The sequence below is a fragment of the Streptacidiphilus cavernicola genome (genome assembly GCF_042510955.1).
In the GTDB taxonomy this organism is placed as follows: Bacteria; Actinomycetota; Actinomycetes; order Streptomycetales; family Streptomycetaceae; genus Streptacidiphilus; species Streptacidiphilus cavernicola.
Window position 1 is genome coordinate 1 of sequence record NZ_JBHFAB010000007.1, and the last position, 24,851, is coordinate 24,851.

The window sequence follows — 24,851 nt, forward strand, 5'->3', positions numbered from 1 at the left end:
GGCCGAACTGACCTCCCCGGCCAACCCCAACTAACCAACTGGCGCTGCCATGCAACCCCCCGCGCCGCAGGCAAACCCCAGCCCAGTGCAACGCCCCGCGCCGCAGGCAAAGCTAGACGCGGACGATCAGGGCATCGCCCTGTCCCCCGCCCCCGCACAGCGCTGCCGCGCCGACCCCGCCGCCGCGGCGCCGCAGTTCCAGGGCCAGCGAGAGGACGAGCCTCGCGCCGGACATCCCGATCGGGTGACCCAGGGCGATCGCGCCGCCGTTGACATTCACCTTGTCGAGGGAAATCCCCAGGTCCTTGACCGACTGGACGGCGACCGCCGCAAACGCCTCGTTGATCTCGACCAGGTCGAGGTCGTCCGCGGTCAGCCCCTCCTTGGCGAGCGCCGCGGCGATCGCGTTGGACGGCTGCGACTGCAGCGAGTTGTCCGGGCCGGCCACGTTCCCGTGGGCGCCGATCTCGGCGATCCAGGACAGGCCGAGCTCCTCGGCCTTGGCCCTGCTCATCACGACGACCGCCGCCGCGCCGTCGGAGATCTGCGAGGACGTGCCCGCGGTGATCGTCCCGTCCCGGGTGAACGCCGGGCGCAGCTTGGCCAGGGACTCGACCGTGGTCTCCGCGCGGATCCCCTCGTCGGCCGAGAAGAGGACCGGCTCGCCGCGCCGCTGCGGGATCTCGACCGGGACGATCTCCTCGGCGAAGACCCCGTTCTTGGCGGCGGCTGCCGCGAGCTGGTGCGAGCGGGCGGCGATCGCGTCCTGGGAGGCGCGGTCGATGCCGAGCCGGGTGTTGTGGACCTCGGTGGACTCGCCCATCGGGATGCCGTCGAAGGAGTCGGTGAGGCCGTCGTAGGCCATCGCGTCGAGGAGTTCGACCGCGCCGTACTTGTAGCCCTCGCGCGACTTCGGGAGCAGGTGCGGGGCGTTGGTCATCGACTCCTGGCCGCCGGCCACGACGATGTCGAACTCGCCGGCCCGGATCAGCTGGTCGGCCAGGGCGATGGCGTCCAGCCCGGAGAGGCAGACCTTGTTGATGGTGAGCGCGGGCACGTTCATCGGGATGCCGGCCTTGACCGCCGCCTGGCGGGCCGGGATCTGGCCGGCACCGGCCTGCAGCACCTGGCCCATGATCACGTACTGGACCTGGTCGCCGGTGATGCCCGCGCGGACGAGGGCCTCCTTGATGGCGATGCCGCCGAGGTCCGCGCCGGAGAAGCCCTTGAGGGAGCCGAGCAGGCGTCCCATCGGGGTGCGTGCGCCTGCGACGATCACGTTGCTCATTCTTCGTAGCCCCTTTGCTGCGATGAAGGTCTGGGCGCGGCGCTGCCACGGTCACTGCGATCCAGGGTTTCCGCCCAATGTACTGATGCGTAACGTCGTCGTCACCCGGGGACAGGTGTGATCACGGGCACGGTGGGGCCGGGTTTCGCCGGGCGGCGGTTTGCGGTGCACTGGACGGCAACCCCTCAGGATGGAGAAATCGTGCTCACGCGGATCGACCACATCGGCATCGCCTGTACCGACCTGGACCGGACGGTGGAGTTCTACCGGGCGACGTACGGGTTCGAGGTGTTCCACACCGAGGTCAACGAGGAGCAGGGGGTGCGCGAGGCGATGCTGAAGATCAATGACACCGGCGACGGCGGCGCCTCCTACCTGCAGCTGCTGGAGCCGACCCGGGAGGACTCCGCGGTCGGCAAGTGGCTGGCGAAGAACGGCGAGGGCGTGCACCACATCGCGTTCGGCACCGCGGACGTGGACGGGGACGCGGCGGCGATCAGGGACAAGGGCGTCCGGGTGCTCTACGACGAGCCGCGGACGGGGTCGATGGGGTCGCGGATCACCTTCCTGCACCCCAAGGACTGCGGGGGCGTGCTGACTGAGCTGGTCACCTCCGCGGCGACTCACGGGTAACAACAGAAAACGGGGCCACCCCCCTGCGCACCAGGCCCGTGACGTGAGAAAATACGCCGGTGCCTCGGTGCGAGGGGGCTGGCGGGCGGGGGGATTTGCGACCCTGGGATCTGTCACCATGTCTTCCTGAGGCAGGATGGACATCCAAGAGACACCAAGGAGCTCACTCGGACGGCCCAGCGCCGTGCGGTGGCGACCCGACCAGGAGACGGATGGGACCGCGGAGTGCGGGGCTACGAGGCTGACGATCACCTCTCCAAGCTCGAGGCCGAGATGGATCGGCTGCGAACGGAGCGGGAGAAGGCCGTCACACATGCCGAGGACCTCGCCTACCAGGTGGAGGTTCTGCGGGCGAAGCTGCACGAGTCACGTCGGCAGCTCGCCCAGCCACGCGCGTTCGACTCCGTTTCCGGGCAGGCCGAGCAGATCCTGCGGACCGCCGAGATGCAGGCCGAGCAGCTGCGGGCGGACGCCGAGCGGATGCGGATCGAGGCCCAGAACGCCACCCAGCGGGTGATGCAGGAGGCCGCGGACCGCTCCGCGCGGGTCCAGGCCGAGTGGCAGTCGGAGGCCGAGAACCGGCGCAGGCAGCTGGAGAACGAGCTCGCCGAACTGCGCCGGAACGCCGAGCGGCACGTCAACGACAACGTTTCCTGGGCCGAGCAGACCAGGGCCGGGACCGAGGAGCAGGCCCGGCGGATCCTGGACGAGTCCCGGGCCGAGGCGGAGCGGCTGCTGGCGTCGGCCAGGGCCGAGGCGATGGCCGTGTCCGAGCAGGCGACCTCGCAGGTCGCCGCGGACGTCGAGTCCACCAGGGCCGAGGCCGACCAGGTGCTGCAGCGGGCCAGGTCCGAGGCCGAGCGGCTGCTGACCGCCGCCGCGGCGCAGGCGCAGGACGCCACCGACTCGGCCGAGCGCGTGAAGCTGTCCGCGCACAGCGAGGTCGGCGAGCAGTTGCAGCAGGTCCAGGCCGAGCGGGACGGGCTGCGCCGGGCCGCGGAGGAGCAGCGGGCCGAGTACGAGCGGCTGCGGCAGGAGGCGGAGGCGCTGCGGGCCGAGGCCGAGGCCGCCGCGGTGCGGGTGCAGGCGGACGCGGAGGCGGCCGGGGAGCAGCGGACCGCCACCGCGAAGTCCGAGGTCGCCAGGATGGTCGCCACGGCCACCAAGGAGGCCGAGCAGGTGCGCGCGGAGGCGCAGCAGCTGCTGGAGCAGGCCCGGGCCGAGGTGGAACGGCTGCGGACGGAGGCCGAGGAGGCCGCCGAGACGCTGCGCCGCGAGGCCGAGGAGTCCGGGCGGACCGAGGGCGCGGCGAGCGCCACGGTGCACCTGGCGAAGGCCGCGCGGACCGCGGAGGACGTGCTGGGCCGGGCCACCCGCGAGGCGGAGGAGACCCGGGCGGCGGCGGCCGAGGAGGCCGACCGGATCCGGGCCGAGGCCAGGACCGAGGTGGAGCGGCTGCGGGCGGAGAGCCGGGCCGGGGTCGAGCAGGCGCAGGGCACCGCGCTGGACCAGATCCAGGCGCACCAGGACGAGGCGGCCCGGCTCCGGGCCGAGGCCGAGGAGCTGCGGGCGGAGGCCGAGCGGGAGCGCAACGACCGGCTCGGTGAGGCCCGGCGGCAGGCCATAGCCCAGATCGAGGAGGCCGCCAAGACCGCGGAGGAGCTGCTGGTCCGGGCCAAGGCGGACGCGGACGAGCTGCGCGGCGGCGCGGCGGTGGAGCTGGCGAAGCTCCGCGAGCGGGCCAATGAGCAGGCCACCGAGGTGCAGAGCCGGGCGGAGGCGGTGCTGGCACGGGCCAGGGCCGAGGCCGAGCGGTTGCGCGGTGCGGCCGAGCAGGCCAGGGACGAGGCCGCGGCCGAGGCCGAGCGGGAGCGCGCGGAGATCGTCGCGGCGGCCGAGCGCGCCGCGGCCGAGTCGGCCGCCGCGGCGGCGGCTGCCGCCGAGGCGCTGCGGGTCGAGGCCGAGCGGCAGCGCGAGGAGCTGTTGGCCGCCGCCGCGCAGGAGCGGGACCAGGTGCTGCTGGCCGCCGAGCAGTTGGCCGGGGAGCGCGCCGACGAGGCGTCCGCCGCGGCGTCCGCGCTGCAGGAGCAGGCCCGGCAGGACTACGCCGACGCCGGTGCGGAGTTGGAGCGTCGCCGGGCCGCCGCCGAGGCGGACGAGGCCGCCGCCGCGGAGGCGCTGGCCGCCGCCGAGGCGCACGCGGTGGAGCTGCGCGAGCTGGTCGCGGCCGAGGTCGCCGGGCTGCGGTCGGAGTCGGCCGGGAAGATCGAGGCGGAGTACGCGGAGGCGCAGCGGCTGCGCGGCGACGCCGCCGAGGCGCTGACCGCGGCCGAGGCCTCCCGGGCCGCCGCGCAGGAGCTGGCCGACAGCGTGCTGGCCGAGGCCGAGGCCGAGGCGGCCCGGCTGCGCGAGCAGGCCGCCGCCGCCGCGGCGGAGTCCGACCGGGAGCGCGGGGAGCTGCTGGGCAGCGCCCAGGCCGACGCGGAGCGGATGCGCACCGAGGCCGAGGCCGCCGCGCAGGCATTGCGGACCGAGGCCGCCGAGGCCACCGAGCGGGCCGACCGGGAGCGCGCGGAGCTGCTCGCCGCCGCCGAGGCCGAGGCCGGACGGCTGCGGGCCGAGGCCGCGGACGAGCTGGCCGCCGCCGGGCGCGAGGCCGGGCAGGTCCGGGAGTTGGCGACCACCGAGGCCGCCCGGGTGCGGGCCGAGGCCGAGGCCGCCGCCGCGCTGGCCCTGGCCGGCGCGGAGGACGAGGCGGCGCAGGTCCGCCAGTCGGTGGCCGGGATGCACGAGGCCGCCGAGCAGCAGACCACCCAGCTGCGCGCCACCGCCGAGCGGGAGACCGCCCAGCTGCGGCAGGCCGCCGAGGCCGACGCGGGGCGGATGCGCGACGACGCCGCAGCCGAGGCCGGCGGGCTCCGGGCCAACGCCGAGGCCGACACCGCCGCGCTGCGCGAGTCCGTCGCCAACGAGGCCGCCCGGATCAGGGCCGAGGCCGAGGCCGCGCTGGTGGCCGGACGGGACGAGGCCGCCGCGCTGCGCGCCGAGGCCGAGGCGGTCCGGGCCGCCGCCGCCGCGGAGTCGGCCCGGATCGTGGAGGAGGCGGAGGCGCTGGCCGAGTCGGTCACCGGCGACGCCGAGACCGCCGCGCTGGCCACCACCGCAGCCGCCGAGGAGCAGGCCGACGCGATGGTGTCGGCCGCCCGCAAGGAGGCCGAGCGGCTGGCCGTGGAGGGCGCCGCCGAGGGCGCCGCGCTGGTCGAGCGGGCCCGCGCGGACGCCGACCAGATGCTGGTGGAGGCCCGCGGGGACGCCACCGCCATACGCGAGCGGGCCGAGGAGCTGCGCGACCGCACCGACGCCGAGACCACCGCGCTGCACGAGCGGGCCCGCAAGGAGTCCGCGGAGGCGATGAAGGCGGCCGGCGAGCGGGTCGACAAGCTGGTGACCGCCGCGACCGAGCAGGTCGAGGAGTCCCAGCGGGACGCCGCGCGGGCCCTGGCCGAGGCCAGGGAGCAGGCCGCGGCCCTGGTCGCGGCGGCCGAGGAGAAGGCCGGAGAGCTTGTCGCCGCGGCGGAGCGGGAGGCCGCGGAGACGCAGTCCGACGCGTCCACCGAGGCGAGCAAGGTCCGCCTGGCAGCCGTCCGCAAGGCGGAGGGGCTGCTGAAGGAGGCGGAGCAGAAACTCAGCGGGTCCACCGCGAAGGCGGAGGCCCGCGAGGCGGAGGCCGAACAGCACCTGGCCACGGCCAGGACGGAGGCGGAGCAGCTTCGGGCCGCCGCCGCCGAGGCCGCTGAGCGGACCCGCAAGACGGCGGCCCAGGCCGCCGAGGACGAGCTGGCCCGCGCCCGCGAGGAGGCGGAGCAGCTCACCGACGAAGCGCTGACGGAGGCCCAGCGGATCACCGACGAGGGGCGTCGTGAACTCGACGAACTCGTCAACCGCAGGAAGGACATCAACACCGAGATCGCTCGGGTGCAGGATGTCCTGCAGGCCCTGGAGTCCTTCGAGGCTCCGTCGTCAGGGTCCGGGTCGGGCAAGACGAACGGCAACGGGGGAAGTACGGCAAGCCGGACGAGCGGTGGCCGGGGCGCGACCCCGGCAGGCGTCGGCGCGGGCGCGCCCAGAGCGGGGGGAACCCGTTTGGGGGGCAAGCTCGGTGACGCCACACCACCCGATTGAGCGGACATTCTCCACTCTTCACGGGCTTTCAACCGATGACACTCCGAATCCGTGCCAGGATTCGCCTATTCACCCCACACCTCACCGGGCATACGACAGGAACTCCACCCCATGAGCGATCCACACTCTCCGCACGGCTTCGACACCGTGCGCCGCGGGTACGAGCGTGCTCAGGTCGACGAGCGCATCAGCAAGCTGGTCGCAGACCGGGACAGCGCCCTCGCCCGCATCACCGCTCTAGAGAAGCGCATCGAGGAACTCCACCTCGAAACCCAGAACGCACAGGCCCAGGTCACCGACGCGGAGCCCTCGTACGCAGGGCTCGGGGCGCGGGTAGAGAAGATTCTGCGCCTGGCCGAGGAAGAGGCGAAGGACCTCCGTGAGGAGGCCCGTCGCGCCGCCGAGCAGCACCGTGAGCTGGCCGAGGCCGCCGCGCAGCAGGTCCGCAGCGAGGCCGAGACCTACGCCAAGGACCGCAAGGCCAAGTCCGAGGACGAGGGCCAGCGCATCGTCGACAAGGCCAAGAGCGACTCGACCCAGCTCCGCGCCGAGGCCGCCAAGGACGCGCAGAACAAGCGCGAGGAGGCGGACGCCCTCTTCGAGGAGACCCGCGCCAAGGCCGCGCAGGCCGCCGCCGACTTCGAGACCAACCTGGCCAAGCGCCGGGAGCAGTCCGAGCGCGACCTGGCGGCCCGTCAGGCCAAGGCCGAGAAGCGCCTCGCGGAGATCGAGCACCGCGCGGAGCAGCTCCGGCTGGAGGCGGAGAAGCTCCGCACCGACGCCGAGCGCCGGGCCCGGCAGACGGTCGAGACGGCCCAGCGCCAGTCCGAGGACATCGTCGCGGACGCCAACGCCAAGGCCGACCGGATCCGCAGCGAGTCCGAGCGCGAGCTCGCCGCGCTGACGAACCGTCGGGACAGCATCAACGCCCAGCTGACCAACGTCCGCGAGATGCTGGCCACGCTCACCGGTGCGGCGGTCGCCGCGGCGGCCCAGCCGGACGACGACGCGATCACCCACGGGGTGCCCGCGCAGCAGTCGCGCTAACCGCGACCGACGAAGGCCCCGGAGCGCCCCCTCGCGGGGCGGGCCGGGGCCTTCGTCGCAGGCTGGCTACCGCACCCGCTCCAGCAGGCCGCGGACGGCCCAGTTGAAGGTGTCCGGGGCCTCCAGTGAGGAGAGGTGCCCGGCGGCGGGAATGACGGTGAGGACGACGTCGGGGAGCACCGCGGCCATCGCCTCGGCGTCGGCCACCGGGGTGATCGTGTCCTCCTCGCCGACCACCACCAGGGCCGGCACCGCGAGTTCCGCCAGCACGTCCAGCGAGGCGGGGCGGGCGGCCATCGCCCGCTGCGCCCAGGCGACGGCCTCCGGCGGGGCCTCGCCGACCATCCGGCGCAGCCGGTCCACCAGCTTGGGGCGCTCGGCCGCGGTGGTGGCGCCCAGCAGCGGTGAGGGGACCTGCTCGTTCAGCAGCAGCGCCACGCTGTCGCGGGCCAGCACCGCCTCGGCGATCCGCTCGCGGTTGGCGCGGGCCTGCTCGGTGTCCGCGGTGGCCTTGGTGTCCGCGAGCAGCAGCCCGGACAGCCGCCCCGGGTGCCGCCTGGCCAGCGCCATCGCCACGTAGCCGCCCATCGAGAGGCCGCCGACCACCGCGCGTTCGATCCCGGCCCGGTCGAGCAGCAGCGCCACGTCGTCGGCGAGCAGGTCGAGCGAGGGCTCGTCCGCGGGGTCGAGTCCGGTCCCGCCGAAGCCGCGCAGGTCGACGGCGAGCACCCGGGCCTCGCTGCCGTCCGTGCCCGGGAGTTCGTCCAGTTGGGGCTGCCACATCCGGGAGGAGAGCGGGAAGGCGTGCAGCAGCACCAGCGGGGTGCCGGTCCCGGTCTCACGCACGGAGATTCGATCGGTCATGGGTGCAGGGTATGGCCCGCTCGGCCGAACCCGTAGGGCGACACCGTCCGTTATGTCCTACTCTGACGCAAAGTGACCGGAGCCAGGCACACCCCCAGGGAGCGGCGATGATCGAGGTCCACGAGCTGACCAAGCGTTACGGCGAGACGCTCGCGGTGGACGCGCTCAGCTTCCGGGTGCCCGAGGGCGTGGTCACCGGCTTCCTCGGCCCCAACGGCGCCGGGAAGTCCACCACTATGCGGATGATGCTGGACCTCGACCGGCCGACCAGCGGCGCGGTCACCATCGACGGCAAGCACTACAACCAGCTCAACGAGCCGCTGAAGTACATCGGGGCGCTGCTGGAGGCCAAGGCCGTCCATCCGGGCCGCACCGCCTACAACCACCTGCTGTGGCTGGCGCAGAGCAACCGCATCCCGACCTCCCGGGTGGACCAGGTGCTCGGCCTGGTCGGGCTGCGCGAGGTGGCCAGGCGGCGTTCCGGCGGCTTCTCGCTGGGCATGGGGCAGCGGCTGGGCATCGCCGCGGCGATGCTGGGCGACCCGAAGATCATGATGTTCGACGAGCCGGTCAACGGCCTCGACCCGGAGGGCATCCTCTGGATCCGCAACCTGATGAAGTCACTGGCCGAGGAGGGGCGGACGGTCTTCGTCTCCTCGCACCTGATGAGCGAGATGGCGCTGACGGCGGATCACCTGGTGGTGATCGGCCGGGGCCGGCTGCTGGCCAATGTGTCGATGAACGACTTCATCGACCAGAACTCGCACGGCTTCGTCCGGGTCAGGACGCCGCAGCCGGAGGCCCTGCTCGACGCCCTGTCAGGGGCCGGGATCAGCGCCGCCCCGCACCCCGACGGCGGCTTCGAGGTGGTCGACGGCGACCCGGCCGCGATCGGCGACCTGGCCCGGGACCGCGGTATCGCGCTGCACGAGCTCAGCCCGCAGCGCGCCTCGCTGGAAGAGGCGTTCATGCAGATGACCTCGGAATCGGTGGAGTACCGGACCGGCGCCGAGCCGACGAAGGAGAGCTGACTGCCATGGCGAGCCCCGGAGCGGTCCTGCTCTCCGAGTGGACCAAGATCAAGACGGTTCGGTCCACCGTCGTCACCCTGCTGTCCGCCTTCGTGGTCACGGTCGGCCTGGGCGCGGTGATCTGCCTGGTCACCAACGCCCAGTGGAACAGCATGTCGGACCACGACAAGCTGACCTTCGACGCGACCAACACCAGCTTCTCCGGGATCTTCCTGGGCCAGCTGGCGGTCATCGTCTTCGCGGTGCTGGTGGTCGGCAACGAGTACAGCAGCGGGATGATCCGGGTCACCCTGGCGGCGGTGCCGCAGCGGGCCACCCTGCTGCTGGCCAAGACCGCGGTGCTGATCGCCCTGGTCCTGCCGGTGGCACTGGTCACCGCCTTCACCACGTTCTTCCTCGGCCAGGCGCTGCTGGGCTCGCACGGCGTCTCGCTGGGCGACCGCAATGTGCTGCGCGCGGTGATCGGCATGGCCCTCTACATGACCCTGATCGCGGTGCTGTCGCTGGGCGTGGGCTTCATGCTGCGCAAGCCGGTGCTGTCGCTGGGGCTGCTGATGCCCTTCTTCTTCCTGATCTCCCCGATCCTGACCGCGGTCCCCAAGGTCAAGACGGTCGCCCGCTACTTCCCTGACAGCGCCGGGCGGCGGATGTCCGAGGTCGTCCTCAGCAACGACATCCCGTACGGGCCCTACGCCGCGATCTTCGTCTGCCTGGCCTGGGCCGCCGCCTGCCTGCTCGGCGGCTACGTCCTGTTCAAGCGCCGCGACGCCTAGACGCCTAGTAGCGCGGGGCGTTGCGGCCGCGCTGGACCGCGGCGCCGCGGCGGTTCCTGGCGTTCCAGCAGGCGCGGTGCCAGTGCCTGCGGTCGTCCACGCCACCGAGCGCGCCGACCTCGTCGGCGGGCCAGGCGACCAGGTGGCCGACACCGGGCGGGATCTCCTGGTCGCAGCCGGGGCAGCGGTAGAACTTGCCGCTGTCGCCGGCCACCGGGCGGACCCGCCAGTCCTCGCCGCGGTAGCTCTCGGTCTGCTCGGTGAACCAGCCGCCACCGCCGCTCGAACGCGGTTCCGGCGGTTCACTCCCACGGGGGCGACTTCGGCGCGGTGACACGGTTCCCCCTGGGCGGGCGAGGATGCTGGACCCTCCAAGGGTAGCGGCCGGAACGCGTGGATCGTGCATTAGCACAAGATCTCTTATTGATCCAGAGGGCAACCCCAATTCCACCCGTTATCGGTCCTCTCAGCCCGAATTCGTGTGCCAGCGGCACATGACATGAGTTACTCCAGAGCGAAGGCGGGACCGAAGTTCCCCGCGGGACCGAGGAGTTGAATCCATGTCGGGCAGGACCAGAATCGCGGCGAGGAAGAGCAGCGGCGGCACCGGCGGCGGGCTCACCGTGCCCCACCAGCGCATCCACCACCGTACGGTGGCCAGGCCCGCCGCGCGGGCCCTCGGCGGCGGCGCCGGGCCGATCCGCACCGGCGCGTTCCTGCTCGCCGCGCAGTTCCCCGGGCAGGGCCACGCGGAGGCGCTGGACCGGGCGGTGTCGGCCACCGTCGCCGCCGAGCAGGCGGGGCTGGACAGCGTCTGGCTGGCCGAGCACCACTTCGTCCCGTACGGCGTCTGCCCCTCCGCGGCGACCCTGGCCGCGCTGCTGCTCGGCCGCACCAGCCGGATCCGGATCGGCACCGCGGTGAGCGTGCTGCCGACCCAGCACCCGGTGGCGCTGGGCGAGCAGGCCGCGCTGCTGCACCTCACCTCCGGCGGCCGGTTCACGCTGGGCGTCGGCCGCGGCGGGCCCTGGGTCGACCTGGACGTCTTCGGCGGCGGCGTGGAGGCCTTCGAGAGCGGCTTCCCCGAGGCGCTGGACCTGCTGCTGCGCTGGCTGCGCTCGTCCCGGGTCGGCGCGTCCGGACCGCGCTACTCCTTCCCCGAGGTGGCCGTGGTCCCCCGGGCCACCGAGCACCCGCTGCCGCTGCCGCTGCCGGGCGGCAGCAAGGGGCCCGAGTACGCCGGCGGGGCGGCGTTCGGAGCGGCGCCCACGGGTGCGGCGGGCACGGCCGGGCCGCCGGTGCTGGTCGCCTGCACCTCCCCCGGCACCGTCCGGCTGGCCGCCGCGCGCGGGGTGCCGATGCTGCTGGGGATGCACTCCGGCGACGACGACAAGGCCGCCATGGTCGCCCTCTACCGCAGCGCCGCGCGCGAGGCCGGGCGCACCCCGGAGCAGATCGACGCGATCGAGGCGGAGCACATGGCCGCGGGCGTCGCGCAGATCGAGGACAGCGCCGCCGAGGCGCGCCGGGTACTGCTCAAGTCCATGCCCGGCTGGCTCGGTTACGGCCTGTCCGCGCACCGCACGGTGGACGGGCGGGAGCGCCGGATGCGCGATCCGCACGAGTACACCGAGCTGCTCTGCGACCTGCACGCGGTGGGGACTCCCAAGCTCTGCGCCGACCGGCTGGCGGCGACGGCCGAGCGGACCGGGGTGCGGCGCTTCGCGCTGCTGGTGGAGGGTTCCGGCGATCGCGAGGCGACCCTGCGGAACGTCGCCCGGCTGGGGGGCGAGGTGCTGCCGCTGCTGGCCTGAGCGGTCGTCATCAGGCCGTCGCCGGGGGCGCAGGCGGCTCCTGGCGGGGCCGCGCCGTCCCGCCGACGTCGGGGGCGTCGGCGGGGGAACGGGGCGTCAGCCGTCAGCAGTCCCGGAGTTCCTCGGACTGGTTGAGCAGCTGGGCGCGGACCGAGGTGAACAGCGCGTACCGGGCCTCAGACCCGGGACCGGGCGGGAAGACCGCCACCCGGTGGCAGTTCTGGAACGCCAGGCGGACACCGAAGTGCCGCTCCAACGATCCCCGGATCGCATCACTCGCCATCGCGCGGAGCAGTTGGCCGCGGGCCTGCTCCGAGGGCGGCGGGACCTGATTGTCGGCGAATTCACTGCCGTCGACCTTCTGCTGGGCGACCAACGAGCTGATCAGGGCCCAGGCATAGGGCAGGGAGGTACGGACGCAGTCGACGAATTCCCTCTCGTCGACCTCGCCTCGCTCGGCCTTGTCAAGGAGGGCCGGTGAGACGTCGAGCGACATGGGTTCTCCTCTCGCATGCCTCGGGAGCCGGGCGGCCTCCGAGGTGGTGCTGCGGTGCGAAGGGGCTGCGGTACGAACGGGGAGGGATCGGGGGAGACCCGCCCCGCCCGCCAGTACGGCAGAGCCGCATACCTCCCGGTTTCGGAGAGGTGTACGGACCAGCGTCTCAGGGAACTCCGATGCTGGGGGCGGAACTTCACAATCCGCCTTGAGCACGGCCGGAATCGGCCAGAGCTGGGGGGCGGCACCGGTCATCGGCATCCTGACCCCCTTTCACGGCATCCCGGGACGCGCCGTCGGCCGCATCCGCGGATGTGCTTTTGGCGTGTACGTATCAAACCGTACCAGCTACCCCGCACACATCCTGCGGCCCTTCGACACAGCAAACGCACACACGCTCGCAGAGGGTTTCCCGGGAGCGGGTTCCACACCGGAATCGCTCCGAATGGCCCCCGTGGGCTAGCGTGGTCGGCCGTGCGTCTCGTAATTGCCCGCTGCTCAGTCGACTACGCAGGCCGGCTCACCGCCCACCTGCCGTCCGCCCCGCGGCTCATCCTGGTGAAATCCGACGGCTCCGTCGCGATCCACTCCGATGACCGCGCCTACAAGCCTCTCAACTGGATGTCACCGCCCTGCACCCTCAAGGAGGGCGACGGGCGGTGGACGGTCGAGAACAAGGCCGGAGAGAAGCTCGTCATCACCCTGGAGGAGGTCATGCTCGACTCCTCGCACGAACTCGGCATCGAGCCCGGACTGGTCAAGGACGGCGTGGAGGCCCACCTCCAGGAGCTGCTGGCCGACCGGATGGAGGTGCTCGGCGCCGGCTGGACCCTGATCCGGCGCGAGTACCCCACCGCGATCGGCCCGGTCGACATCCTGTGCCGGGACGACGCCGGGACCACCGTCGCCGTGGAGATCAAGCGCCGCGGCGACATCGACGGCGTCGAGCAGCTCACCCGCTACCTCGAACTGCTGAACCGCGACACCCTGCTGGCGCCGGTGAAGGGGGTCTTCGCCGCGCAGCAGATCAAGCCCCAGGCCCGGGTACTGGCCCTGGACCGGGGCATCAGCTGCGTACTGCTGGACTACGACGGCATGCGCGGCATCGAGGACGACAAGCTCAAGCTGTTCTGAGCCGGAGCCTCCGGCCTCCCCCGGGGTCAGACCACGGGGGAGGTCGGAGGCGCGGACTCCAGCGCCGAGGCCGACTGGGTGCTCGGGGTGTCCGTCGGCGTCGGGGAGACCGTGGCCGTCGGCGAGGACGCGGGTGACGTGGACGGCGGCGGCTTCGGCTTGGTCCTGGTCGGTGTCGGCTTGGCGTGACTCGGTGTCACCGTCGCGCTCGGGGTGTCGCTCGGCTGGGCCGGTCCGGTGGCCGGGTCGTGCGACTGCTCGCCGGGGTCCTGGGTCCGCGACCCGCTCGCGCTGGACGACGGCGTCGTGGTGACCGACGAGGACGGGGCGCCGACCGGCGCCGCTCCCCCGGTGTCCGCGGAGGTCGGCCCCGGCACCGCCGGGCCGGTCGCGCCCACGTCGGGCGGCACCGTCAGCCCGCTGCCCGCGCCCACCTTCTGGAACGCGCCGAAGCCCAGCGCGACCCCCGCGCCGAGCACCCCCATCAGCACCACACTGGCCGCGGCCAGCACGATCTGACGCCGGGTCACCCGCGAGTCGTCGGTCCGGTTGAACGGCAGCACCCGGCGCAGCCCGGACCGCCCGGCCCCGGACCGCCCGCCGAGCACGACGGTGCGCCCGGGGAGCAGCGAGCCGACGCTGTCCAGCTGCTTCAGCGCCCGCCGGCCGATCGCGGTGCCGCGGGCGTCGCTGAGCGCCCCGCGCAGCGCGACCGAGGCCTCCAGCTCGGCCCTGGACCGGTCGTACGCGCCCACGCACAGCGCCAGCACACCCAGTTCGTGGTGGAACCAGGCCTCCTCGGCGACCGCCTCGGTCGCCCGCGCGGACTCCAGGCCGAACCGCAGCGCGCGCTCCCAGGCGCCCCAGCGCAGGCCGAGCGCGAAGGCCGGGGCGGAGGCGCGGGCCAGCAGCACCACCTGCTGGTGCCGCCCCTGCTCGCGGTCCGCGTGCATCACCGCGAGCAGCACCTCGGCCTCGGCCGCGATCTGCTCCTCGGTCACCGAGGCGTGCCCGGTCCACCAGGCGAAGTGCTGGGCCGCGTCGGCGGCGGCGTCGGCGACCGGCCACTCCTCGGCGAGCAGCCCGGCGACCCCGGCGACCAGCCGGTGGTGCCGACTGCCGACCGGGGTGGCGAGACCGGCCTCGACCAGTTCCTCCAACGCCTCCTCGCCGTGGCCGACGTCGATCAGCGCGGGCAGGTGCGGTGCGCTGGGGCACTCGCCGCCGAGCGCGGTGGCCAGCCGCAGGGTGCGGCGGCCCGCGGTGCTCAGCCCGCGGGCGAGCCGGACCGCGGGCGCGGCGCTCTCGGCCACCGAGGGCAGCGGCACCGGGTCGACCAGCGGCTCCTGCTCCTCCCCGCCGTGCTGGCGCAGATAGGCCTCGAAGCCGCCGGGGGCGGGCTCCCTGGTCGGCACCAGGGCGCCGCCGGTGGAGCCCTCGGCGCCGGCCTCGATCGCCGCGGGCCCGCGCCACTCGGGGCCGGGTTCGCCCGCGGCCATCGCCTCGATCGCGCTCTCCCGGTGCCGCAGCAGCGCGGCGGCCTGGACGAAGCGCAGCGGCAGGCCCTCGGACTCGAACCACAGGTCCACCGCCCAGGCCCGCTCGGTCTCGTCCAGCGAGCGTCCGGCCAGCCGGGCCAGCAGGGCCAGCGAGGACTGCCGGGAGAGGCCCGGCAGCCGGGTGTCCTCCAACCGGGCGCTGCTCGGCGAGGAGGCGCTGAGCGGGGTGGCGACCGCGGTGGTGGAGGTGATCAGGAAGGAGCTCTCGGGGGCCGCGGCGAGCAGTTCCTCCAGTGCCTCCCCGCTGAACTCGACGTCGTCGACGACCACGACCGCGCACAGGTCGCGCAGCAGCTCCGGCAGCAGTGCCCGCCCGGGACGGTAGCCGGGGGCCTGGTGGGTGGCGCTGAAGAGGTCCTGCAACAGGTCGCCGGAGGTGCGGGAGTGGCCGGTGAGCCGGACCACCCCGGCCGGGGCGAGCCCGGAGCAGGCGGTGCCGACCGCGTCCAGGATGGCCGAGCGGCCCGATCCCTGCGGGCCGACCAGGCGGACCGAGCGGCCCTGCAGCAGCAGTCCGCGGAGCCGCTCGCAGAGCGCGTCCCGCTCCAGCAGGCCGCTGGTGACGCGGGGTCGGACGGTGGGGTCGGGGGCGACCGGGACGACCTGCGGCCGGGTGCCGGGCGGGAGGTCGAACGCGGTGCTGCCGTCCGGGGCGTTGACGACGAGCTGGAGCTCCCCGGTGACGACGCTGCCGGCACGGGCGCTGCCGTCGGCCGCGGTCTCGCCCTGCGATGGCTCGGCGAGCACCGCCACGGCCCGGTCCGGGTGCGCGAACGTGGCCAACTCGGCCGAACCGCCGCCGCGGTGGCGCACAGGCAGGTTCGCCGACGGATCGGCCTCCGCTATTCGGCCAAGGGTGTGCGACTCGGTGTCGTGGGCGGACCGGCCGTCCGGGCCGTCGCCCTCGATCGGAGTGGGTGTCTTCATCATCCTCTTTCGCCCCTGGGGCAGCTTTCCGACACCAACCCCCGGACTTTCCCACACTCTTCCGCAGCCGGAGCTCCGGCGGGAGAGGGGCCGGGCAGACTGTTATCCGAAAGTCACCTTGCGGGGGTTACGAGGGTGCGGAAACGGCAGCTTCGGGGACATAGCCCTCAATGGCCAGGATGCGGTGCAACTTGGTCGCCACCAGCAGCCGTTGCAGCTGGGCCGGGACGTCGCGCAGCACCAGCCGCCGGCCGCCGCGACCGGCCCTGCGGTGCGTCCCCATGATCACGCCGAGGCCGGTCGCGTCCCAGGAGTCCAGCAGCGAGAGGTCGAGCACCAGGTCACCGTGGCCGTAGTCGACGGCCCGGTGCAGCACGGAGCGCGCGTCGGCAGCGGTGCGCACGTCGAGGCGGCCCTCGATCGTGAGCCGGGTGTGGTCACCCCTGATCCGCATGCGCGCGCTCCCATGGAATAGCTGTTGAACTGATGCTTCTCTCATCTGACGCGGAACCAGGGGTCGGGGTTGCTGGCCACGGCGATATCGGAGAGGAATTCACCCTTAAGGGTGAGTAATTCTCTTTCTGCTTCGTACTAGTTTTCGTAGCTGTAGAAACCCTGGCCGCTCTTGCGGCCGAGATCCCCCGCCGTGACCATCCGGGCCATGATCTCCGGAGGCGCGAACTTCTCGTCCTGGGTCTCGGTGTAGATGTTCCTGGCCGCGTGCAGCAGGATGTCCACCCCGGTCAGGTCCGCGGTGGCCAACGGGCCCATGGCGTGGCCGAAACCGAGCCGGCAGGCGGTGTCGATGTCCTCGGCCGTGGCCACGCCCGACTCGTAGAGCTTCACCGCCTCCACCACCAGCGCCGAGATCAGCCGGGTGGTGACGAAGCCGGCCACGTCCCGGTTCACCACCACGCAGGTCTTGCCGACCCCCTCGGCGAACTCGCGGGCGGCGGCCAGGGTGGCGTCACTGGTCTTGTAGCCGCGCACCAGCTCGCAGAGCTGCATCATCGGCACCGGGGAGAAGAAGTGCACCCCGACCACGGACTCCGGACGCTCCGTCACCGAGGCGATCCGGGTGATCGGGATGGCCGAGGTGTTGGTGGCCAGCACCGCGCCGGGGCGGGCGATCCGGTCCAGCGCCCGGAACAGCTCCTGCTTGACCTCCAGCTGCTCGAACACCGCCTCGACCACCAGGTCGGCGCCGCCGACCGCGTCCAGGTCGGTGGTGGTGCTGATCCGGGCCAGCGCGGCCTCGGCCTCCTCGGCGGTGAGCTTCCCCTTGGCGACGAAGCGCTGGTAGGAGCCGCGGATACCGTCGAGACCGCGCCGCAGCGCCTCGTCCGTCACATCACGCAGCACCACCTGGTACCCCGCCTGCGCGGAGACCTGGGCGATGCCGGAGCCCATCAGGCCGGCTCCGATGACGGCGATCTGCTCGGCCACGATGGTGCCCTTCACGTGAGTCGGTTCGGACAACGCTGTCCATGTCCGCTGAATCTAACGTCGCGGATGCCCTCACGGCGACGGGTAGCCGTCTTCCAGTGGCGAAGCTCACGCTCGACAATGGAGTGGAGGACAAGGGAGGCACATCGTGGGAGGACTCGGCCCGATCGTCCAACTGGTGCTTCCCTTCGCGGTCCTGGGCGCCCTGGTGGCCCTGCTGCGCTGGGCCTGGAGCCCGCGGAAGGGGCGCTCGCTGGTCTCCCGCACGCCCCGGCGCGGTGCTCCGGACGAGTACGGGCTGCTGGTCGCGGTGGCCGCGCCGGCCACCGACGCGGAGACGCTCCGGCTGACCGCCCTGCTGGACGCGGCGGGCATCCGGCACACCCTGGTGGACACCACCGGCGGGCCGCGGCTGATGGTCTGGCCCGACTCCGCGCCCAGCGCCCGCCGGCTGCTCCGGGACACCGGCGCGGCGCCCTGAGCACCCGGCCCGGCCGGGCCCGGCGGCGGCCCGGCAGCGGCCTAGAGCCCGAACCCCGGGTCGGGCTCGCGGGTGACCTCCGCGCCCAGGTCGTTCAGCTGCCGGACCAGTCCGGCGTAGCCGCGGTCGATGTGGTGGATCTCGGAGACCAGGGTCACCCCCTCGGCCACCAGACCGGCCAGCACCAGCCCCATACCGGCCCGTACGTCGGTCGCCTGGACCGGGGCGCCGGAGAGCAGCGGGACGCCGCGCAGCACCGCGTGGTGGCCGTCGGTGCGGACCTGGCCGCCGAGCCTGGCCAGCTCCTGCAGGAAGACGAAGCGGGCCTCGAAGATGTTCTCGGTGATCATCGCGGTGCCCTCGGCCACCGCGTTCAGCGCGGCGAACTGCGGCTGCAGGTCGGTCGGGAAGCCCGGGTACGGCAGGGTCACCACGTCCACCGCGCGCGGCCGACGGTCCATCACCACCCGGAAGCCGTCCGGCACCGCGCTCACCTCGGCGCCGCAGGCGGTGATCCGGTCCAGCGCGATCCGCAGGTGCTCCGGGCGGGCGTGCTCCACGGTGACGTCGCCCCGGGTCATCGCCGCGGCCACAGCGAAGGTCCCGGCCACGATCCGGTCCGGGACGGTCTCGTAGGCCACCGGCGACAGCGCGGACACCCCCTGGACCTCGATGGTGGAGCTGCCCGCCCCGCCGATCTTGGCGCCCATCGCCTGCAGCATCAGGCACAGGTCGACGATCTCCGGCTCCCGCGCGGCGTTGTCGATCACCGTGGCGCCCTCCGCGAGCACCGCCGCCATCAGGATGTTCTCGGTCGCGCCGACGCTGGGGAACTCCAGCTCCACGGTGCTGCCGGTGAGCCCGCCGGGCGCGCTGGCGACCAGGTAGCCGTGCTCATTGGTGATCACCGCGCCGAGCCGGGTCAGCCCGTCGATGTGCATGTCCAGCCCGCGCGAGCCGATCGCGTCGCCGCCGGGCCGGGCCACCCGCACCTGCCCGCAGCGGGCCAGCAGCGGGCCCAGCACGGCGATCGACGCACGCATCATCCGGACCAGGTCGTAGTCCGCCTCGTGCCCCGGCTCGGCCGGGACGTCGATCACCGCCGTGCCGCTGTGGTGGCCGGGCAGCGCGGACCACTCCAGGGTCACCGTGCAGCCCATCCGCCGCAGCAGCTCGGCCATGATCTCCACGTCGAGGATCCGCGGCAGGTTGGCCAGCCGGGTCTCCCCCTCCGCCAGCAGCGAGGCCGCCATCAGCTTCAACGCGCTGTTCTTGGCCCCCGGCACGCGCACCCGCCCCGCGAGCCGCGCGCCGCCCACCACCCGCAACCGTTCCGTCATCTGGGCATCGTACGGGCAGCGCGGCGGCTCAACGGTTCTCGCCGGGCACCCAGAGCACGTCGCCCTGTGCCTTGTTGGCCGTCCTGGCGAGGATGAACAGCAGGTCGGAGAGCCGGTTGAGGTAGGTCGCGGCGAGCGGGTTGACGGTGTCGCCGTGCGCCTCGACCGCGGCCCAGGTGCTGCGCTCGGCGCGGCGCACCACGGTGCAGGCGACGTGCAGGTAGGCGGCGCCGGGGGTGCCGCCGGGGAGGATGAAGCTGCGCAGCTTCTCCAGTTCGCCGTTGAAGCGGTCGCAGTCCTGCTCCAGCCGGTCGACGTAGCTCTGCAGCACCCGCAGCGGCGGGTACTTCGGGTCCGGCGCCACCGGGGTGGCCAGGTCCGCGCCGACGTCGAAGAGGTCGTTCTGGATCCGGGTGAGCACGGTGACCAGCTCGTCCGGGAGCGCGCCGCAGGCGATCGCCACGCCGATGGCGGCGTTGGCCTCGTTGCTGTCGGCGTAGGCGGCCAGCCGGGGGTCGGTCTTCCGGGTCCGGCTCATGTCCCCGAGCGCGGTGCTGCCGTCGTCGCCGGTCCTGGTGTAGATGCGGGTGAGATTGACCATGCCAGGGAGCCTAGGGCCTCAGGCGACGTTGACGCGCTGTCCGGGCGGGGCGGCTTCCAGCCAGGCCAGGAAGCCGGTCAGGGCGTCCTCGCTCATCGCCAGCTCCACCGGCTCGCCGGCGTGCAGGCAGGTCAGCACGACCGCGCCGGAGAGCAGCGCCAGCTCCTCCTGGCCGACCGGGGTGCGCCGGTGCAGCACCTCGATCCGGGAGCGCTGGAGCACCTTGCGCGGGCGGGGGGCGTAGCTGAAGACCCGGAACCACTCCACCGAGTCGCGGTTGTAGCGGCCGATGCCGAACACCCAGCCCTTGCCGCCGCTGTCGCCGCCGCCCTCGGGCGCCGGGGCCGAGCCGGAGGGCAGCGGGGCGTCCGGGTCCAGCGGTTCCGCCGGGTCGGCGGCGGCCGGGACCCGCAGCCGCGCGGAGCAGTCGAAGGTGCCGCCGGGGCGCTGGATCAGCCGCCTGCGCACTGCGAACGCGCCCAGGCCGCAGAGGGCGACCAGCAGCACCGCCACCACGATCACCACCGCGTGGACCACGTCCTGCCACCTCCCTCGTGCGTCGGCCCGTGTGCCTTTTCAACGGCCCTCGCGCCCCGGGGGTAACTCTCGTTCTCCCGTGCGATCCGGCCGCTGTGGATACAGCGCGGTCCCGGGGCCACTCGCGTGCCCCGGGACCGGTCGTGCCCAGTGTGCGCCTAGCGGATCGCCGCCGCCTGGAGCCGGACCGAGGCCCGGCGCGCGGCGCCCGCCTCGGCGTCGGCCTTGGCCGCGGTCAGGGCCCGCTCGGCCCGCTCGACGTCGATCTCGTCGGCCAGCTCGGCGACCTCGGCCAGCAGCGACAGCTTGTTGTCCGCGAAGGACAGGAAGCCGCCGTGCACGGCCGCGATCACGGTGGTGCCGTCCGCCTGGCGGATGGTCACCGGGTCGGACTCCAGCACCCCGAGCACGGGCGTGTGCCCGGCCTGGATGCCGATGTCGCCGGACTTGGTACGGGCAAGGACGATCGTGGCCTCGCCCGACCAGACCTTGCGGTCGGCCGCGACCAGCTCGACGTGCAGCTCAGCCACTGTGGGCTCCCTCGGTCTTGATGCCCGTGCCGTGAAGCCCGGGTTGCGGAAAGAATAACCGGCGACCCGATCAGACGCGCAATCGGGTCGGCAAGGACCGAGGGGCGGTCCCGTACGGGGCCGCCCCTCAGTGCCAGCCGGGGCCGGGACGTACTACTTCTTGGCCAGCTCGGCCGCGTTGCGCTCCAGGTCCTCGATGCCACCGCACATGAAGAACGCCTGCTCCGGGACGGCGTCGTACTTGCCGTCGGCGATGGCGTTGAACGCGTGGATGGTCTCGTCGAGCGGGACCGTCGAGCCCTCGACACCGGTGAACTGCTTCGCCACGTAGGTGTTCTGGGACAGGAAGCGCTCGATCCGCCGGGCGCGGTAGACGGTGATCTTGTCTTCCTCGCTCAGCTCGTCGATGCCGAGGATCGCGATGATGTCCTGGAGGTCCTTGTACTTCTGCAGGATCCCCTTGATCCGGACCGCCGTGTCGTAGTGGTCCTGCGCGATGTAGCGCGGGTCCAGGATGCGGGACGTGGAGTCCAGCGGGTCGACGGCGGGGTAGATGCCCTTCTCCGAGATCGGACGGGAGAGGGTGGTGGTCGCGTCGAGGTGGGCGAACACGTTGGCCGGGGCCGGGTCGGTCAGGTCGTCCGCGGGGACGTAGATCGCCTGCATCGAGGTGATCGAGTGACCGCGGGTCGAGGTGATGCGCTCCTGGAGGAGGCCCATCTCGTCGGCCAGGTTCGGCTGGTAGCCCACCGCGGAGGGCATCCGGCCGAGCAGGGTCGACACCTCGGAACCGGCCTGGGTGAACCGGAAGATGTTGTCGATGAAGAGCAGCACGTCCTGGCCGACCACGTCGCGGAAGTACTCCGCCATGGTGAGCGCGGACAGCGCGACCCGGAGCCGGGTGCCCGGCGGCTCGTCCATCTGGCCGAAGACCAGCGCGGTCTTGTCCAGGACGCCGGAGTCCTTCATCTCCTCGATGAGGTCGTTGCCCTCACGGGTGCGCTCACCGACGCCGGCGAACACCGACACGCCACCGAAGTTCTCGGCGACACGGTAGATCATCTCCTGGATGAGCACCGTCTTGCCGACGCCGGCGCCGCCGAACAGGCCGATCTTGCCGCCCTGGACGTACGGGGTGAGCAGGTCGATGACCTTGATGCCGGTCTCGAACATCTCGGTCTTGGACTCGAGCTGGTCGAACCGCGGGGCGACCCGGTGGATCGGCCAGCGGGTCTCGACCTGGGCCTCGAACTCCGCCTTGTCCGTGTTCAGGACCTCGCCGAGGGCGTTGAAGACCTTGCCCTTGGTGATCTCGCCGACCGGCACCGAGATCGCGGCGCCGGTGTCGGAGACACCCGCCCCACGGGTCAGGCCGTCGGTGGGCTGCATCGAGATGGCGCGGACCAGGCCGTCGCCGAGGTGCTGCGACGTCTCCAGGGTCAGCACCTTGCGGCCGGTGCCGTCCGGGGCGTCGATCTCGACCTTGAGGGCGTTGAACATCGCCGGCATGGCGTCGACGGGGAACTCCACGTCGACGACCGGCCCGATGACCCGCGCGACACGGCCGGTGGCCGTCGCGGTCTCAACAGTGGCAGTCATGTGTTAGTCACTCCCCGCGTTCGCGTCGGCCAGGGCGGTGGCGCCACCGACGATCTCGCTGATTTCCTGGGTGATCTCGGCCTGTCGGGCCGAGTTGGCAAGCCGCGACAGCGACTTGATGAGCTCTCCCGCGTTGTCGGTCGCGCTCTTCATCGCACGCCGGCGGGCGGCGTGCTCCGAGGCGGCCGACTGCAGCAGCGCGTTGTAGATCCTGCTCTCCACGTACCGCGGCAGCAGGGCGTCCAGGACGCCCTCGGCCGACGGCTCGAAGTCGTACAGCGGGAAGGGGCCGTGCTCCTTCGCCGCCGCCTGCGTCTCCTCCAGCTTGAGCGGGAGCAGCCGCACGTCCACCGGGTTCTGGGTGAGCATCGACACGAACTCGGTGGAGACCATGTGCAGCTCGTCCACGCCGCCCTCGGCGGTGTCCTTGACGAAGGCGTCGATCAGATCGGCCGAGACCGTCTTGGCGTCCTGGTAGACCGGCTTGTCGGAGAAGCCGGACCAGGAGGCCGCGATCGGCATCTCCCGGAAGGCGTAGAAGCCCACGCCCTTGCGGCCGACCATGAAGGTGACGACCTCCTTGCCCTCGGCGCGCAGCCGGTCCGACAGGACCACCGCCTGCTTGATGGCGTTGGAGGAGTACCCGCCGGCCAGACCGCGGTCGGCCGTGACCACCAGCACCGCCGCCCGGACCGGGTGCTCCGGCTCGGTGGTCAGCGGGTGCTTGGCGTTGGACCTCGTCGCGACCGCGGTCACCGCACGGGTGAGCTCGTCCGCGTACGGGGAGGAAGCGGCCACCGCGCGCTGCGCCTTCATGATGCGCGACGCGGAGATCATCTCCATCGCCTTGGTGATCTTCTTCGTCGCGGTGACAGAGCGGATCCGGCGCTTGTAGACCCGAAGCTGTGCTCCCATGGGTCAGTTACCGTCCTTTCCGTCGCTCGTCAGGCCGAGTCGCCGAGCAGCGCGCCCTGGGAGGTGGTGAACTCCTGCTTGAACGAGGTGATGGCCTCGGTCAGCGAGGTGATCGTGCCGTCCTCGAGCTTGCTGGTCTCGACGATCGTGGTCAGCACGCCCTTGTGCTCGCGGCGCAGGTAGTCGAGGAACTCGCGCTCGAACTTGCGGATGTCCGCGACCGGGACGTTGTCGAGCTGGCCGGTGGTGCCGGCCCAGATCGAGACGACCTGCTCCTCGACCGGGAAGGGCTGGTACTGGCCCTGCTTGAGCAGCTCCACCATGCGGGCGCCGCGCTCCAGCTGCGCCTTGGAGGCCGCGTCCAGGTCGGAGCCGAAGGCGGCGAAGGCCTCCAGCTCGCGGTACTGGGCCAGGTCCAGACGCAGTCGCCCGGCCACCGACTTCATGGCCTTGATCTGCGCCGAGCCGCCGACCCGGGAGACCGAGATACCGACGTTCACGGCCGGGCGGATGCCCGAGTTGAACAGGTCGGACTCCAGGAAGCACTGGCCGTCGGTGATCGAGATCACGTTGGTGGGGATGTACGCCGAGACGTCGTTGGCCTTGGTCTCGATGATCGGCAGACCGGTCATCGAGCCCGCGCCCAGCTCGTCCGACAGCTTGGCGCAACGCTCCAGCAGACGGGAGTGCAGGTAGAAGACGTCGCCCGGGTAGGCCTCGCGGCCCGGCGGACGGCGCAGCAGCAGCGACACGGCGCGGTACGCCTCGGCCTGCTTGCTCAGGTCGTCGAAGACGATGAGGACGTGCTTGCCGTCGTACATCCACTCCTGGCCGATGGCCGAACCGGTGTACGGGGCGAGGTACTTGAAGCCGGCCGGGTCGGACGCCGGGGCGGCCACGATGGTGGTGTACTCCAGCGCGCCCGCCTCCTCCAGCGCACTGCGCACGGAGGCGATGGTGGAGCCCTTCTGGCCGATGGCGACGTAGATGCAGCGGACCTGCTTCTTCGGGTCGCCGGAGCGCCAGTTGTCACGCTGGTTGATGATCGTGTCGATCGCCACCGCGGTCTTGCCGGTCTGGCGGTCGCCGATGATCAGCTGACGCTGGCCGCGGCCGATCGGGGTCATCGCGTCGATGGCCTTGATGCCGGTCTGCATCGGCTCGTGCACCGACTTGCGGACCATGACGCCGGGAGCCTGCAGCTCCAGGGCGCGGCGGCCGGTGGAAGCGATCTCGCCGAGGCCGTCGATCGGCTGGCCCAGCGGGTCGACCACGCGGCCGAGGTAGCCCTCGCCCACCGGGACCGACAGCACCTCGCCGGTGCGGCGGACCGTCTGGCCCTCCTCGATCGCGTTGAACTCGCCGAGGACGACGACACCGATCTCGCGGGTGTCGAGGTTCAGCGCGAGACCGAGGGTCCCGTCCTCGAACTTCAGCAGTTCGTTCGCCATGACCGAGGGCAGTCCCTCGACTCGGGCGATACCGTCAGCCGTGTAGACGACCGTGCCGACCTCTTCGCGCGAGGCGGCGTCCGGCTGGTACGACTGGACGAAGGTGTCCAGCGCGTCCCGGATCTCCTCCGGCCGGATCGTGAGCTCCGCCATCTGGGTTCCCTGCTCTCCTAGTTGCGATCCTCGGCCCGCCCGTGGAGGGC

The 24,851-nt window shown here is 72.6% G+C and carries 22 protein-coding genes; 8 read left to right on the top strand and 14 right to left on the bottom strand.

Translation table 11 applies throughout. The annotated features are described in order from the left end of the window. Window positions 1–112: 112 nt before the first annotated feature. Entirely contained in the window at window positions 113–1,288 is a 1,176-nt protein-coding gene (locus ACEZDE_RS11295) for an acetyl-CoA C-acetyltransferase (RefSeq protein WP_380535168.1), read from the bottom strand. Between the two features lie 201 nt (window positions 1,289–1,489). Between ACEZDE_RS11295 and mce the strand changes: the two genes are divergently transcribed. The 3 genes from mce to ACEZDE_RS11310 all read left to right on the top strand — a co-directional run bounded on the left by mce (window position 1,490) and on the right by ACEZDE_RS11310 (window position 7,150). Next, window positions 1,490–1,921: a methylmalonyl-CoA epimerase gene (gene mce, locus ACEZDE_RS11300; protein WP_380535170.1), complete on the top strand. Its 432-nt coding sequence runs from the start codon at window positions 1,490–1,492 to the stop codon at window positions 1,919–1,921. 225 nt (window positions 1,922–2,146) lie between these two features. Further along, a complete protein-coding gene (locus ACEZDE_RS11305; RefSeq protein ID WP_449341704.1) occupies window positions 2,147–6,103 on the top strand; it encodes a hypothetical protein in 3,957 nt (1,318 codons plus the stop codon). Between the two features lie 111 nt (window positions 6,104–6,214). After that, window positions 6,215–7,150 carry a cellulose-binding protein gene (locus ACEZDE_RS11310; protein WP_380535174.1) on the top strand — a complete coding sequence of 312 codons (936 nt, stop codon included), beginning with the start codon at window positions 6,215–6,217 and terminating at the stop codon, window positions 7,148–7,150. A 66-nt stretch (window positions 7,151–7,216) separates the two neighbouring features. Here the strand turns inward: ACEZDE_RS11310 and ACEZDE_RS11315 are convergent, their stop codons facing one another. After that, a complete protein-coding gene (locus ACEZDE_RS11315; protein ID WP_380535176.1) occupies window positions 7,217–8,014 on the bottom strand; it encodes an alpha/beta fold hydrolase in 798 nt (265 codons plus the stop codon). Between the two features lie 107 nt (window positions 8,015–8,121). Here ACEZDE_RS11315 and ACEZDE_RS11320 point away from each other — a divergent pair, with 107 nt between their 5' ends. Both ACEZDE_RS11320 and ACEZDE_RS11325 read left to right on the top strand, forming a co-directional pair. Further along, window positions 8,122–9,045, top strand: coding sequence for an ATP-binding cassette domain-containing protein (locus ACEZDE_RS11320; RefSeq protein WP_380535178.1), 924 nt, complete (start codon window positions 8,122–8,124; stop codon window positions 9,043–9,045). Between the two features lie 5 nt (window positions 9,046–9,050). Next, window positions 9,051–9,818, top strand: a complete 768-nt coding sequence (locus ACEZDE_RS11325; RefSeq protein WP_380535180.1) for an ABC transporter permease — start codon at window positions 9,051–9,053, stop codon at window positions 9,816–9,818. Window positions 9,819–9,822: 4 nt separating this feature from the next. On the opposite strand, the gene ACEZDE_RS11330 is transcribed toward ACEZDE_RS11325, so the two are convergent. Further along, the gene (locus ACEZDE_RS11330) at window positions 9,823–10,155 is read right to left on the bottom strand and encodes an ATP/GTP-binding protein (protein WP_380535182.1); all 333 of its coding nucleotides are present in this window, start codon (window positions 10,153–10,155) and stop codon (window positions 9,823–9,825) included. Window positions 10,156–10,516: 361 nt separating this feature from the next. On the opposite strand from ACEZDE_RS11330, the gene ACEZDE_RS11335 reads away from it, so the two are divergent. Continuing rightward, window positions 10,517–11,632: an LLM class flavin-dependent oxidoreductase gene (locus ACEZDE_RS11335; RefSeq protein WP_380535681.1), complete on the top strand. Its 1,116-nt coding sequence runs from the start codon at window positions 10,517–10,519 to the stop codon at window positions 11,630–11,632. Between the two features lie 103 nt (window positions 11,633–11,735). On the opposite strand, the gene ACEZDE_RS11340 is transcribed toward ACEZDE_RS11335, so the two are convergent. Beyond that, window positions 11,736–12,128: an SCO5389 family protein gene (locus ACEZDE_RS11340; RefSeq protein ID WP_380535184.1), complete on the bottom strand. Its 393-nt coding sequence runs from the start codon at window positions 12,126–12,128 to the stop codon at window positions 11,736–11,738. A 474-nt stretch (window positions 12,129–12,602) separates the two neighbouring features. On the opposite strand from ACEZDE_RS11340, the gene nucS reads away from it, so the two are divergent. Beyond that, window positions 12,603–13,262, top strand: a complete 660-nt coding sequence (nucS, locus tag ACEZDE_RS11345; protein WP_380535185.1) for an endonuclease NucS — start codon at window positions 12,603–12,605, stop codon at window positions 13,260–13,262. Between the two features lie 26 nt (window positions 13,263–13,288). Here nucS and ACEZDE_RS11350 read toward each other — a convergent pair whose 3' ends face one another. The 3 genes from ACEZDE_RS11350 to ACEZDE_RS11360 form a co-directional block, all read right to left on the bottom strand. Beyond that, a complete protein-coding gene (locus ACEZDE_RS11350) occupies window positions 13,289–15,751 on the bottom strand; it encodes an ATP-binding protein (RefSeq protein ID WP_380535187.1) in 2,463 nt (820 codons plus the stop codon). Between the two features lie 124 nt (window positions 15,752–15,875). After that, window positions 15,876–16,202, bottom strand: a complete 327-nt coding sequence (locus ACEZDE_RS11355; RefSeq protein ID WP_380535189.1) for an STAS domain-containing protein — start codon at window positions 16,200–16,202, stop codon at window positions 15,876–15,878. A gap of 137 nt (window positions 16,203–16,339) precedes the next feature. Continuing rightward, window positions 16,340–17,194 carry a 3-hydroxyacyl-CoA dehydrogenase family protein gene (locus ACEZDE_RS11360; protein WP_380535683.1) on the bottom strand — a complete coding sequence of 285 codons (855 nt, stop codon included), beginning with the start codon at window positions 17,192–17,194 and terminating at the stop codon, window positions 16,340–16,342. Window positions 17,195–17,342: 148 nt separating this feature from the next. Between ACEZDE_RS11360 and ACEZDE_RS11365 the strand changes: the two genes are divergently transcribed. Then, window positions 17,343–17,675 (top strand): hypothetical protein, encoded by a 333-nt coding sequence (locus ACEZDE_RS11365; RefSeq protein ID WP_380535191.1) that lies wholly within the window; start codon window positions 17,343–17,345, stop codon window positions 17,673–17,675. 41 nt (window positions 17,676–17,716) lie between these two features. Here ACEZDE_RS11365 and murA read toward each other — a convergent pair whose 3' ends face one another. From murA to atpA, 7 genes are all read right to left on the bottom strand, one after another. Further along, window positions 17,717–19,015 carry a UDP-N-acetylglucosamine 1-carboxyvinyltransferase gene (gene murA / locus ACEZDE_RS11370; protein WP_380535192.1) on the bottom strand — a complete coding sequence of 433 codons (1,299 nt, stop codon included), beginning with the start codon at window positions 19,013–19,015 and terminating at the stop codon, window positions 17,717–17,719. Between the two features lie 28 nt (window positions 19,016–19,043). Beyond that, the gene (locus ACEZDE_RS11375) at window positions 19,044–19,616 is read right to left on the bottom strand and encodes a cob(I)yrinic acid a,c-diamide adenosyltransferase (RefSeq protein WP_380535193.1); all 573 of its coding nucleotides are present in this window, start codon (window positions 19,614–19,616) and stop codon (window positions 19,044–19,046) included. Window positions 19,617–19,634: 18 nt separating this feature from the next. After that, complete coding sequence (locus ACEZDE_RS11380; RefSeq protein ID WP_380535195.1) at window positions 19,635–20,153, bottom strand: DUF2550 domain-containing protein; 519 nt, start codon at window positions 20,151–20,153, stop codon at window positions 19,635–19,637. A 158-nt stretch (window positions 20,154–20,311) separates the two neighbouring features. Beyond that, a complete protein-coding gene (locus ACEZDE_RS11385) occupies window positions 20,312–20,683 on the bottom strand; it encodes a F0F1 ATP synthase subunit epsilon (protein WP_380535197.1) in 372 nt (123 codons plus the stop codon). Window positions 20,684–20,836: 153 nt separating this feature from the next. After that, entirely contained in the window at window positions 20,837–22,282 is a 1,446-nt protein-coding gene (gene atpD, locus ACEZDE_RS11390; protein ID WP_380535199.1) for a F0F1 ATP synthase subunit beta, read from the bottom strand. A gap of 3 nt (window positions 22,283–22,285) precedes the next feature. Beyond that, the gene (locus ACEZDE_RS11395; RefSeq protein WP_380535201.1) at window positions 22,286–23,197 is read right to left on the bottom strand and encodes a F0F1 ATP synthase subunit gamma; all 912 of its coding nucleotides are present in this window, start codon (window positions 23,195–23,197) and stop codon (window positions 22,286–22,288) included. Window positions 23,198–23,226: 29 nt separating this feature from the next. After that, window positions 23,227–24,801, bottom strand: coding sequence for a F0F1 ATP synthase subunit alpha (gene atpA / locus ACEZDE_RS11400; protein WP_380535203.1), 1,575 nt, complete (start codon window positions 24,799–24,801; stop codon window positions 23,227–23,229). Window positions 24,802–24,851: the final 50 nt, after the last annotated feature.